Raw genomic sequence first — 12,975 nt, 5'->3', positions numbered from 1 at the left:
CATGCTGTCCTTTCCCAGCACCGCAGCGGTGGGGCGCCCCATGCCGAAGGAAGCCTTTTACAAGCGGCTGACGCTAATCAGTGAAGTCCGAGAGAAATTTGTTTCGGATGTTAAACGCATTGTCCTGGAGTACAAGCTGGCAGCGGACACCCTAAATGTGGACCAGGGCGGGGAGGTAGCAGAGATTCTCGTACTCTCCCTGGAGCTGAAAAAACAGGAACTGGATTACCGTATCGTGGAAAACATCGCCCGGCAAAATGCCCATAAACTGCTCTTTCTCCTAAAGTTCCAGGACCAGGGCCAACTGGCCCTTTACTATGGCAAGCTCTACAAAACCCCCTGGCAGCCCCTGGTAGACCTTACCCTGTCTGCCAAAGGGCTCAGTATCACCAGCATCTGGGAAGGGTTTATTGAGCAGATTGCCTTTAATAATGTTGAATGCAAAATGCAAAATGCAGAATTGTCAATTGACGAGCGGCTGAAAAAGCAGGAATCAATCTTAAAACTCCAGAAAGAAATCGATAAATTGGAAAGGCATTCTCGGAATGAGAAGCAGCCTAAAAAACGATTTGAATTATTTACCCGGTTGCAAGATTTGAAGAAAAAGCTTATCCAAATGGAGAATTGATGAATGCCTAATATAATTGTTGATAAGAGTTTTGAATTTGCAGTTCGTATTGTCAGATTGTATCAATATCTTTGTAAAGAAAAGAAGGAATTTGTTCTGTCAAAACAGCTATTGCGTTGCGGTACAAGCATTGGTGCAAACGTAAATGAAGCGCAAAACGGACAAAGCAAAGCGGATTTTGGGTCGAAAATGAATATTGCTTTAAAAGAAGCCAATGAGACGTTGTATTGGATCAATTTACTTCATGCAACCGAGTATATAACTAAATCGCAATATGAAAGTATTCAAAAGGATGCGGAAGAGCTGAAACGATTATTAGTTTCAATCTGCAAGTCAACGTTTAAAAAAATGTAGAATGCAAAATGCTGAATGCAGAATTAGTTTGATTTTCGTTTCCCCATTCTGAATTCTGCATTCTAAATTTTGCATTTAAAAAACCCGGAGGTTTTATAAGTGGACAAGCTGAAAATGCACTCAATCAATAAAGTGGAAGACAATATCAAAAAAATCGGGGAGTTATTCCCCAATGCCATCACTGAAGTGATTAAAGGATATAGGGAAGATGGTTCTCCCATCATTGAACAAGCCATTGACTTTGACGTATTGCGTCAGGAACTCTCCAGCGTCCTGGTGGAAGGCCCGGCAGAACGCTACCAATTTACCTGGCCGGATAAGAGAAAGTCCATTTTACTGGCCAACGCCCCCATTGCCAAAACCCTCCGCCCTTATAGGGAGGAAAGTGTGGATTTTGATAACACCGAAAACCTGTATATAGAGGGGGATAATCTGGATGCCCTTAAGCTGCTACAGGAGACTTATTTGGGCAAGGTGAAGATGATTTATATTGACCCGCCGTATAATACGGGGAATGATTTTATTTATGAGGATGATTTTGCTCAGGATGCAGATGAATACCTAGCTAATAGCGGGCAGTATGATGAAAACGGTAACCGCCTTGTGCAGAACACCGAAAGTAATGGGCGGTTTCATACTGATTGGTTGAATATGATTTATCCCAGACTGAAGTTAGCAAAAGATCTTTTAACTGAAGACGGTGCAATTTTTATTAGTATAGATGATAACGAAGTAGAAAATTTAAACTTGAAATCGGAAAGTAGCTTCCCGAGCTTGACTTAATCCCTCAAATAACCAAATTTTAGGGCATTAAACCACTGTTTTTATGGTCTCTGAAATTCTTGGCGTCTGGAATATGGTATTACTCCTAAGTACCCCAATAAAGGCTAGGTTTTAGGGTACAGTTAATAAGACCCCTTTTGGGGGATCAGTGACACCAGATATTTAGGTCGTCCGATGTTTGTTTAACCGGAACTTACTGCAACCCATGCCTGTGTGCAGAGAAATTCTTGTAGTTTTTCCTTGGCATTTTTCAAAACCTTTTGTAGCCAGGGATTAGGGGCTAACTTTATATGGCGGTAACGGTCGTTGCCTACAATGTTCCCAGGTACATTCAGTATTTTGCGGCGGATAGTTGGCACTTCAGCACGACTGTCTTTGCCATCCAATAAGACCAAGCGAAACCAGTTGAGAATGTTATACGATAATACTTTGAGCCACATAAAGGCTATATTTCGATCCAACTCTGCCTGACTCATTTTTTCAAAGCCTAGACCAACCTTGAGTTCATCAATTTTGTTTTCAATATTGCAACGCTTATTGTATTGGTGCCATACCTCCTCTGGGTTGTACTCGTCGCTAGAAGTAATTATCACTTGGTAATCAAATGTCTTTAGGTCAAAGTTAAGTTGCTCACCAGATACCTTTGGTTCTTGAGTTTCACGGATAAATACAAACCTGCGGGCTTTGGACCATTTAGGCAATGGAAGAGTAATTTCTGCTGCAGCGTAGTGGTTGCTCAAAGGCTGCCATCGTTCCTGATCATCAAGGTATTTAATGACTTTTTTCATATTACTGGTGAGCTTAGCCTTACAAATATACTCAATGCCCTGTTCTTCCAGGTAGGCGAAGTTATCTTCATCAAAAAAACCTTTATCCATGCGTATGCCTTTTACGAGGATATTCTGGTTGGCTAAGATCTCTAGTGTCTCTTTAAGAAACTCCATAAATTGGCCGTTACTGGCGACATTCCCACTATATAAGCCAGCATTGACCAGTTCGCAAGTTCCGGAGATAAACGCTACTTTTACTTTGTAGGAAGGTCGCCCGTGATACCGGGGATTGTAACCGACTTTTGATCCCTCCTGTTTACCGAAAACAGTGAGGACACTGTCGTCAATATCCAGCCAGACTTCGCGGGATTGGTCGCATTTGGCCTTTAAGGATAACAGTTCCTGATTCACCAGAGACAATTGGTCTAATGCCTCCTGCTCACATATAAGAGATACAAAGTTTCGCAAGGTGCTCTCGTCAGGCACTTGTGTTACTTCCTTAATTTTCTGGTACCCAGGATCAGTTTGTAGAGCATTCATATGAGAAAACCGCAATAATCCCAATGAGAGGGCATCAATGATCGTATCCAACAACTCTGTATCAGAGTATTTACAGTTATGATGCCGCTTAAGAGAGACCCGTTTAAGCATACCGGGTAAATCAACAGCCTTCTTAAAAGCCTCTAGTATACCAAAACTTCCATAAGCGGTTACAGACGAATTGTCAAACCTAAGCGGAAGATCGCTTTTGCTAGTCTGGTGTTGTAGGGAATTTAATTTCTTTTGGTATTTGCGTTCCAAGTTACGTCGTTGTTGACGGGACATAGTTTCAAGTTGATTTGTGGTAATAAGTTGTGATACCATCATTTTAGAGGGTCACCATCCTTTGGAATGATTTGGTTTGGTCACTAAAACATTTCCAGCTAAGGAGTGGTGTACCCTTTTTTTTGCTAAAATTTTTACACGTAAAAATGACTTTGAAGCCTTGACGTTAGAGGATTTCTAAAAGTTACTTTCCGAATCCAAGTTAAAAAAAATCTGTGATGAGGTTTTTGGAAACCACAACTTTATTGCACAAATTGTATGGGAAAAAGTGCATACTCGAAAAAATTCTGCAATTTATTTTTCTGGTTCCCATGAATATGTATTATGTTATGCAAAACATAAGAGAACCAGTAATCAAGACAAAGAAGGATTTATAAGAAATTTATTGCCACGTGAAGATACTTCAGCATATACAAATCCGGATAATGACCCGAAGGGGCCCTGGAAGCCAGATCCTATTACAGCCCATAATTACTACAGTGCTGATTATAGCATTCAAAAGCCAGATGGAACTATTATCGAACGCCCACAGGATCGATATTGGGCATTCAGTGAAGAAACATGGAATCGTCTTGTAAAAGAGAAGGCGGTGATTTGGGGAGCAGGTTCAAGTATGCCAATGGTCAAGCGATATCTATGCGACGTACAAGATGGTCTTGTTCCTATAACCCTATTTTCACGAGAGTTTGCAGGAGATACTTCAAGTGCGAAAAAAAGAATCGATGACATATTGGAGCATAAAGGTATATTTGAATATACAAAACCAATTAAATTACTGCAGAAACTTATGTTAATTGCAACAAAGAAAAATGACATAGTACTAGATTTTTTCTCAGGATCTGCAAGTACAGCAGATGCATTGTTAAGCCTGAGCGCCGAAGAAAATAAAGGCAACCGCAAATTCATTATGGTTCAACTACCCGAAGAAACTGATGAAAAATCTGAAGCCTTCAAAGCAGGCTACAAAAACATCTGCGAAATCGGCAAAGAACGTATCCGCCGGGCGGGCAAAAGGATTCTGGAGGAGCATCCCGAACTGGCAGGAAAACTGGACATCGGTTTCCGGGTCCTCAAGGTGGATTCCACCAACATGCAGGACGTTTACTACCAACCAGCAGAGATTACCCAAACGGAACTCTTTACCCTGGCCGACAACATCAAGCCGGACCGTACTCCGGAAGATCTGTTGTTCCAGGTGATGCTGGATTTAGGCATACTGCTCTCCAGTAAAATTGAAGAAACCACCATCGGCGGCAAAAGGGTCTTTAATGTGGCCGAGGGCTATCTGCTGGCCTGCTTTGATAGCAATGTCACCGGCGAGGTCATTACGGAAATTGCCAAGCAACAGCCCTATTATGCCGTGTTCCGGGATAGCTCCCTGGCCAGCGACAGTGTAGCGGCCAACTTTGAGCAAATCTTTGCAACCTACAGCCCCTCCACTGAAAGAAAGGTGCTGTAAATGTCGGAGGGTGAGCTGGATAAGGCAACTATTAGGGAATTCCTAATGGTTCAATCCAAATGGAAATGGTAGCAAATTAGTTGTACAGGAGAAAAAATCATGAAGTTTCAATTTAAAATACAGCAATATCAAACCGACGCCGTCAACAGCGTGGTCAATATATTTGCCGGACAGCCTTATATAGACCGTGTCAGCTATGTGCGGGATTTAGGTATAAAAAAAGCTAAGCAAGAACAAACCCGTATATTTATAGAACAGGCCCCGCCGGAGGATGAGGTTGCAGCGGGCTTTAAGAACGCAGACATTGCCCTGCCCAGTGACCAACTGCTGCTCAACATTCGCAACATGCAAGTCCGCAACAACATTAAACAGTCCGACAGCTTAGTGAACCATTTAGGCAAATGTAGCTTAGATGTAGAAATGGAAACCGGGACAGGCAAAACCTACGTTTACATCAAAACCATCTTTGAACTAAATAAGCGCTACGGCTGGAGCAAATTTATCGTGGTGGTTCCCTCCATTGCCATCCGGGAAGGGGTTAAGAAAACCTTTGCCATCACCCAGGAACACTTCATGGAGCACTATGGCAAGAAGGCCCGTCACTTTGTTTACAACAGCAAAAACCTGGCAGAGTTGGACAACTTCAGCTCCAGTGCTGGCATCAACGTGATGATTATCAACATCCAGGCCTTCAATACTTCCTTAAAGGAAAATGCCAGAAGTAAAGAAGCCCGCCGTATCTATGAAGAGCTAGATGACTTCGGCAGCCGTCGGCCCATTGAGGTGATTAAGGCCAACCGACCCATCCTCATTCTGGACGAGCCCCAAAAGATGGGTGGCGATAAGACCCAAAAGGCTTTAGCCAACTTCAACCCTCTGTTCTGCCTCAATTACTCGGCCACCCACGCCCAGCATCACAACTTGGTCTATGTATTGGATGCGGTGGATGCCTACAACAAGCGCCTGGTCAAAAAGATCGAGGTCAAAGGCTTTGAGGTTAAGAACTTGCGTGGGACAACCCAATACCTGTATCTGGAGAATATTCTCATCTCCCCCAAAAAGCCGCCAATGGCCAAAATAGAATTGGAGATTAAACAAAAATCCGGCATCAAGCGGGACACCCGCCTTGTTGGGGTAGATGATAATCTGTACGCCATTTCCAAAGAATTGGAACAGTACAAGGGCTATCATATCAGTGAGATTGATCCCATTCGGGGTACGGTCACCTTTACCAACGGCCATGTTTTGGCCCGGGGGGAAGTGGTGGGGGATGTGTCTGAAAAGGATATACGCCGTATCCAAATACGTGAGACCATTATCTCCCACTTTGAAAAGGAAAAGCGGCTCTTTGAACTGGGCATCAAGACCCTGTCCCTGTTCTTTATCGATGAGGTGGCTAAGTACCGGGCCTACAACGAGGCCGGGGAAGAGGTCAACTCCGAGTATGGTGAGATGTTTGAGCAAGAGTATATTAATATCTTAAATGAATACATCACCCTGGAAGATACCCCCTACATTCGCTATCTTAAGGGCATTGGACCCAGCGCCACCCATACCGGCTATTTCAGCATCGATAAACAGGGGCGCAAGGTGGACAGTGCCATTAAACGGGGCAAAGATGAAAGTGATGACATCAGTGCTTACGACCTGATTCTTAAAAACAAAGAACGGCTCCTAAGCTTTGAGGAACCGGTGCGTTTTATCTTCTCCCACTCCGCCCTGCGGGAGGGCTGGGACAATCCCAACGTATTTCAAATTTGCACCCTCAAGCACGGCGGCAGCAGCCCCACCCAAAAGCGCCAGGAAGTGGGCCGCGGTCTGCGCCTCTGTGTCAATCAGCAAGGGGTGCGCATGGATGCCGAGCGCATCGGCGAGACGGTCCATCATATCAATATGCTGACGGTCATTGCCAGCGAGGGGTACCGGACCTTCGTGGCCGATTTGCAAACCGGCATTAAAGAAGCCCTCTATGAGCGTCCGGCTAAGGCCTCTATGGAATACTTCATGGGTAAAACCATTACGGTGGGCGATCAGACCGTTATTCTGGATGTCAAGCTGGCTAAGGACATTTATCGTTACTTGCTGAAAAATGATTATATCGATGACAACGATAACGTAACAAGGGAATACCGGACAGATTTAGCCAACAACCGCCTGGCGTCTCTGCCGGAATCTCTGGCCCCCCTGGCCGCAGGTGTCCATACCCTAATCCAAAGCGTCTTTGATAAGAGTGTGCTGGATGACATGGTGGAAGATGGCAATAAGACAAAACTTAAAGAAAATGCCCTCAATGATAATTTCTTTAAGAAGGAATTCCAGACACTCTGGAGCTATATTAACCACCAGTATGCCTATACCGTGGAGTTCGATAGCCAGGAGTTAATAGAAAAGGCCATTAAGCATATCAATGACAATATGTTTGTTTCCCAGCTGCAATACACCATAGTTACTGGTAAACAAACGTTGAATTTGCATGAAGAGGCCATTGCCCGCGGGGAAAGTTTTCAGCAGGAACATACCTCTACCAAAACCCTGCAACACGCCGCCGCCAGTCAAATCAAATACGACTTAATTGGCAAAATTGCCGAGGGTACCACCCTTACCCGACGCACTGTGGCGGCCATGCTGGCTGGTATCGGTAACCATATCTTTGCCCAATTTAAACACAATCCTGAAGAGTTTATTAGCAAAGCCATCCGGTTAATCAAAGAACAAAAGGCCACCATGATCGTGGAGCATATCACCTATAATCAAATAGAAGAACAGTATGACAGCAGCATCTTTACCATGCAAAAGGACGAGGGTGATTTTGCCAAAGCCTTCCGGGCCCAGAAACACATTCAAGACTTCGTATTTACCGACGGCACCGCCGAAAAGAGTGTAGAGCGGAGGTTTGCCGAGGAACTGGATTTGGCGGATGAGGTTTGTGTCTATGCCAAACTGCCTAAGGACTTTGCCATTCCCACCCCCGTGGGCAATTACTCCCCAGACTGGGCCATTGCCTTTTATGAAGGGACCGTAAAACACATTTATTTCATTGCCGAGACCAAAGGTTCAATGGAAAGTATGAAGTTACGGGAAATTGAAAAGGCAAAAATAGACTGTGCCAAGAAACTGTTTAACCAGATATCCACAAGTCAAGTAAAGTACCACGATGTGGACAGTTACCAGAGCCTGCTGGATATTATGAGTAAGCTGTAATCCGGGAAATATTTAATAAAAGAGATTCGGATGGAGGATTGCTTGTGGCTGAATTCAAATATGAAATTATTAAGACCATCGGTGTATTGTCCGAGGGCAGCAAAGGCTGGCAAAAGGAATTAAACCTGATTAGCTGGAACGATAAGCCACCCAAGTATGATATAAGGGAGTGGTCACCGGATCGTCAGAAGATGGGTAAGGGAGTAACGCTATCAGAAGAAGAAATAAATGTACTAAAAACTCTGTTAGCAGAAATCTAGTTCATTATTACTGAAATATACCGTAAACATGTAAGTCTATCACCGTGGTCATATCAAAATTGGCCACGGTGAATTCATTTGGGGGGCTCAATGAAAAGAAATAGAAGCAATTATAAAGGAAAAATATCAGGAATATGCGGATCGGGTTATTGGCGAGATTAGGCGTCTTGGCCCCGATTGTATCTCAGCGGTGATGACTCTGGGCTAAAGGATGTATGGGAAGAGTTTAAATGCCAGTTACAAGAGGAATAAAGTTTCTTCTTTGAGGCTTATGAAGATACAATTGAAAAAATCCTTAGTCTGGCTCCTAAAATTAAGGAACTAGGTCCACACGGCATCGTTCGGATTGGCCCCTCTAAATATAATTAACAAAAGAGGGAGAAGTCTTTAATAGTGAAGTAGAACCAATTAAATTTAATAATCTATCTAAAGAAGAAATCGCAGTATTCAAAAGCTACTATGAGGATAGATGGAGTCTTTTTGTCGGCACCCTGCCTTTCCCCGGGGTCAAGCCTTCGTGCCATCCATAGTTGTCTGTTTTTTGGGTCGGTACAAAGGCCTCCAGCTCAACGGTCATTTAATAAACCATAACAATTATTCCCACTTAAAGTTTTAAGTGGGGATTTTTCTTTTTTAGTAGATAAAAATTTTTTACCTACTGACATATAGTTGTCAAACCCCATTGCTAACATAGACTTAGAAGTTTAAAAAAGGAGCTGGTTAAGAAAAAGCCTTAGTATGTGGTTAAAACTTTTAGTTAGCTGTGGAAGTGAGGTAGCCGCATGTATCAAAAAACTTGTCCCGCCTGTAGCAATAAATCCTACAGTGCAACGGAAAAACAGTGGTTTTGCCCCTATTGTGGTTGTGATTTGACAAAGCAGCCCATTCAATCGATTAAAAAGAAGGAGGAGGAAAAACCTAATGGAACAAATTCAAATTGATCTTGCTCTAGATAAGACCTATCTGCTACCAGGTAATAAGCAGGTGGCCTATCTGATGGTAAAGCTTACTGCGCCTAAGCAAGTGGAGAAGGAAAGGCCGGTGCAGAATCTGTCCTTTGTTATTGACCGCAGCGGCAGTATGGCAGGGGAAAAGCTAGACTACACCAAAAAGGCAGTTGCCTTTGCGGTTGGTCATCTAAGTCCACAGGATTACTGCTCGGTAGTAGCCTTTGACGATATGGTAACGATGGTGGCCTCCTCTCACCAGGTGGCAAACAAAGATGCACTTAAGATGGCGGTGGAAAGTATCTATCCCGGTGGCAGCACAAACCTAAGCGGCGGCATGCTGCTGGGCGTAAGGGAAGTAAAGCTGGCCCACAAAGAGAATCAAATCAACCGGGTGCTGCTGCTAACAGATGGCATGGCCAATGTGGGAGTGACAGACCACAGTGCCCTGGTGGAGAAGTCCCGGGAAATGGCTGCCGGTGGGGTTAATCTTTCTACCTTTGGTTTGGGGGAAGATTTTGAAGAAGATTTATTGCAGGCAATGGTGGAGGCTGGGGGCGGTAACTTCTATTATATAGAAAAACCGGATCAAATACCTGGTATTTTTGAACAGGAATTAACTGGGTTGCTAAGTATCGTGGCCCAAAATCTCTCAGTAAAAGTGAAACCGGGGCAAGGTGTGTCTATAACCGGAGTGCTTGGTTATCCCTTTAGCTCCGAGGAAGGGGTTACTGTAAACCTGCCGGATATTTATAGTGGTGAATCAAAGCTATTGCTACTGGAGTTGCTTATTTCGCCGCTGACGGAAGGTAATCACAAGCTCATCAGTGTAGAGTTGGATTATGCAGACGTTCGAAAAAGCCTGGCGCTGGTGAATCTCAAGGCAGAGCTAAGTATAAATGCTAGTGCGGAAATAGGGGATGAACCTGCTGAAAACATAGAGGTGATCAAGCAGGTGGAACTATTCCGCTGTGCTCAGGCTAAGGAAGAAGCTATTCGGTTAGCTGATCAGGGAGACTTCCAGGCTAGTCGTCTTGTCTTGGAAAATCAGTTATATAAGCTACAGTCTTTGGGAGCTTGTTTAGATTCTAGTGATCTTAATATGGAAGTAAACGAATTACAGGAAAACCTTTGCTTTATGTCCGAGGGCAGTTATGATAAGGCCTCACGGAAGAAAATGTCCTTTAACGCTTACCAACGGAAGAAAGGGAGAGGTAGAAAATAAATAGTAAAGGCTAGGAATCGTTTCATATCAAAATAATAGGGGGTAATAAGAATGTCTGAAAAGGAAAAGATTAAAAAGCCTATCTATAAGAGGTGGTGGTTTTGGATTGTTGCAGTATTTATTATCATTGCAGTAGCGGGTGGCGGTGATAACACGGATAATAATTCCTCTACTGCTGTAGCACCTGCCACTGAACAGAAGCAAAAACAACCAGTAACTTTTAAAGTCAACCAAGAAGCAAAGGTAGGGAACTTAGCTTATGTAGCCAGTGATATCAAGACTGCCACAGTAATTGGCAGTAACCCTTATTTACAAAAGAAAACCGAAGAGCAGTTTTTGCTGGTAAAGATTAAAGTGACCAATAATGATAAGGAGGCCAGAACGATCGACACAAACCTATTTAAGCTGTTTGATACTCAGGGAAAAGAGTATTCCGCAATGGGTGAGGCTGATCTATATGTTAACAATGATTCCCACTTCTTCCTGGAACAAGTTAACCCAGGCATGAGCCGTAGTGGCTTTATCGTATTTGAAATACCTAAGGGTATGCAAGGATTAACCCTACAATGCAGCAGTGGGCTAGGTTTTTCTGGGGGGCAGGATGCACGTATTGATTTAGGAGTGTAGAAATGATTAGTTGAAAATCACCTTTTATAGGTGATTTTTTTCTGGACTGACATACTGTTGTCGGGGCCAGTTGGTACCTATGGGATAGGGACATAAAATACATCATGGGGAGTACGAATGGCAATCGCCAAAGAGGCCTAAATTCTTAGAAGCAGCAATACTCCATCAGCTCGATATGCTAGATGCTATGGTGGAAATGTTCACAGTAGCAGAAGAGGATAGAAAGGAAAGTTCGAATAACTGGACTAATTGGATTAAGGGTCTGGATAGATATGTATTCTGTGGTTGATTTAGGTTAATTGCTAGAGGTTTTTGTATTATCCTGCCGAACTTAGATATTAGAAAATACCTTATTAGAATAGGGCAGGAGGTTCTAATAATGACTGAGCGGGCGAAGAAAGATGCCACTAAGGGTTTACGACTAAATATGATAATCGACCTTATTAATAAAAGAACACCCTATGGCGGGGTTACCGTTAATGAACTAATGGATAAATTTGAGGTTGCTGAGCGGCAGGTGTATAGGGATTTAAATACCATTGCGAATGATCTGAGGGTTCCCCTGGTAAAACAGGAGCGGCATATTGAAGGGATTAAGAAAACCTGTTACTGCCTAGAAGTTGGCTATTTACCCAGCCTTAGTCCGGAAAAGGCTACAGTATTATTTTTGAGCTTGCTGCAGCAGAAGGGTTCTGCCTTGACTGGTCATTTAAATGAACTAAAGGATGCCCTGGTTTCCACTTTATTTAAGTATCATTACAATCCCAAAGAATTAGCGGTGGAAAAGCTGCAGAATCGTATCCACCTGGTGGAGGAAACCCTGGTGGAGCCGGAACAGGTAGGTGAGATGTTTTCAAAGCTAGTCCAGGCCTTGAAGGTTTGTTATCGGGTGAAAATTAAATATTTTGTTACTCACAGCCAGAAAGAGACTGAACGGGTAGTGGAACCCTATGGCCTGATTTGTAAAAGGCAGAATTGGTATCTGGTTGGTCAGTGTCTTGAACGGAATGCCATTCGTGTTTTCCGGGTTGATCAAATTAGAGATGTATTTCCGTATACTTCCGAAACCTTCCAGTACCCCACTGATTTTGATTTAAAGGAATATATGGCCCATAGCTGGGGTGTGATGAATGACGGAGAGGTATGTCAGATTAGGCTAAAGTTTAACCACCGTGTAGCTCACCGGGTAAAAAATTTGATATATCACCCATCGCAGGTTTTGGAAGAAGAGCTACCGGATGGGTCTATCATTGTTGGCTTTAGGGTTTGCGGTATAACAGAAATGAAGACATGGCTTGTCCAATGGGGAGATACAGTGGAAGTGCTGGAGCCGGGTTGGTTAAGGGAAGATATGTGTAAGTTGGCGGAGGGGATTTTGCGGGTTTATCAAGGTGAACTAGGAGATTTTAGTAATAGGAAGGTGGAAGCATGATGGGTAATATCGTTGATACCCTATGTGATATTAATATTGCAGTTGTTAAAAACCTGTGTGCCGTACAGGATTGTAGTATAACAGTACTGCGGCGTCCCCCGTTAAATAGACACATAAAACACAAGTATTGCTTCCTGTTTCATAGAATTGCTTAATATTTCGTTAGCCTATCAAGATATTGATTATGTGCAGTGGTCTGGTAGTAACCTGGCCACCGTTCTTGACTCCATGTGCTAATTTAAAATTACCCGACCAACGGATATACGCTAAAATCTGGTTACCTCGGTCTGGTCCATTCAGTCTAGCACATGAAGTCAAGAATCTTCGCTTCGCTCGACCGCAGGCGGCGGTTACCTGTTGTGGATAGTGGGAATTTTTCCCCTCCCTCTGGAGACCGCCTGTTTATAATCTTTGTGAAGTGTCCGATTACAATTATTCATTAATTCTGATGCCTTAAGCTACCA

11 protein-coding genes are annotated in these 12,975 nt (G+C 43.4%); 10 read left to right on the top strand and 1 reads right to left on the bottom strand.

Annotated features, from left to right (window positions below):
- The first annotated feature begins 1 nt into the window (after position 1).
- From DRED_RS12010 to DRED_RS12000, 3 genes are all read left to right on the top strand, one after another.
- Positions 2 to 628, top strand: coding sequence for a DUF4391 domain-containing protein (locus tag DRED_RS12010; RefSeq protein ID WP_011878564.1), 627 nt, complete (start codon positions 2 to 4; stop codon positions 626 to 628).
- Positions 629 to 631: 3 nt separating this feature from the next.
- Complete coding sequence (locus tag DRED_RS12005; RefSeq protein ID WP_011878563.1) at positions 632 to 982, top strand: four helix bundle protein; 351 nt, start codon at positions 632 to 634, stop codon at positions 980 to 982.
- Between the two features lie 99 nt (positions 983 to 1,081).
- A complete protein-coding gene (locus DRED_RS12000) occupies positions 1,082 to 1,765 on the top strand; it encodes a site-specific DNA-methyltransferase (RefSeq protein WP_011878562.1) in 684 nt (227 codons plus the stop codon).
- A gap of 182 nt (positions 1,766 to 1,947) precedes the next feature.
- Here the strand turns inward: DRED_RS12000 and DRED_RS11995 are convergent, their stop codons facing one another.
- A complete protein-coding gene (locus DRED_RS11995; protein ID WP_011876820.1) occupies positions 1,948 to 3,402 on the bottom strand; it encodes an IS1380-like element ISDre3 family transposase in 1,455 nt (484 codons plus the stop codon).
- Positions 3,403 to 3,571: 169 nt separating this feature from the next.
- On the opposite strand from DRED_RS11995, the gene DRED_RS11990 reads away from it, so the two are divergent.
- The 7 genes from DRED_RS11990 to DRED_RS18815 all read left to right on the top strand — a co-directional run bounded on the left by DRED_RS11990 (position 3,572) and on the right by DRED_RS18815 (position 12,666).
- Positions 3,572 to 4,819, top strand: a complete 1,248-nt coding sequence (locus DRED_RS11990) for a site-specific DNA-methyltransferase (RefSeq protein WP_083755173.1) — start codon at positions 3,572 to 3,574, stop codon at positions 4,817 to 4,819.
- A 99-nt stretch (positions 4,820 to 4,918) separates the two neighbouring features.
- Positions 4,919 to 8,020, top strand: coding sequence for a type III restriction-modification system endonuclease (locus DRED_RS11985; RefSeq protein WP_011878560.1), 3,102 nt, complete (start codon positions 4,919 to 4,921; stop codon positions 8,018 to 8,020).
- A gap of 44 nt (positions 8,021 to 8,064) precedes the next feature.
- Positions 8,065 to 8,280 (top strand): YdbC family protein, encoded by a 216-nt coding sequence (locus DRED_RS11980; protein WP_011878559.1) that lies wholly within the window; start codon positions 8,065 to 8,067, stop codon positions 8,278 to 8,280.
- A 921-nt stretch (positions 8,281 to 9,201) separates the two neighbouring features.
- On the top strand, positions 9,202 to 10,452 hold the full coding sequence (locus DRED_RS11975; RefSeq protein ID WP_011878558.1) for a vWA domain-containing protein: 1,251 nt from the start codon (positions 9,202 to 9,204) through the stop codon (positions 10,450 to 10,452).
- Between the two features lie 51 nt (positions 10,453 to 10,503).
- Positions 10,504 to 11,079 carry a DUF4352 domain-containing protein gene (locus DRED_RS11970; RefSeq protein WP_011878557.1) on the top strand — a complete coding sequence of 192 codons (576 nt, stop codon included), beginning with the start codon at positions 10,504 to 10,506 and terminating at the stop codon, positions 11,077 to 11,079.
- 379 nt (positions 11,080 to 11,458) lie between these two features.
- Positions 11,459 to 12,511 carry a helix-turn-helix transcriptional regulator gene (locus DRED_RS11965; protein WP_011878556.1) on the top strand — a complete coding sequence of 351 codons (1,053 nt, stop codon included), beginning with the start codon at positions 11,459 to 11,461 and terminating at the stop codon, positions 12,509 to 12,511.
- Entirely contained in the window at positions 12,508 to 12,666 is a 159-nt protein-coding gene (locus DRED_RS18815; protein WP_156779655.1) for a hypothetical protein, read from the top strand. Before DRED_RS11965 ends, DRED_RS18815 begins: the two co-directional genes overlap by 4 nt.
- Positions 12,667 to 12,975 lie beyond the last annotated feature (309 nt).

This window comes from Desulforamulus reducens MI-1, from assembly GCF_000016165.1.
Lineage (GTDB): Bacteria > Bacillota > Desulfotomaculia > Desulfotomaculales > Desulfotomaculaceae > Desulfotomaculum > Desulfotomaculum reducens.
This window is presented reverse-complemented; position numbering and strand designations above follow the sequence as displayed.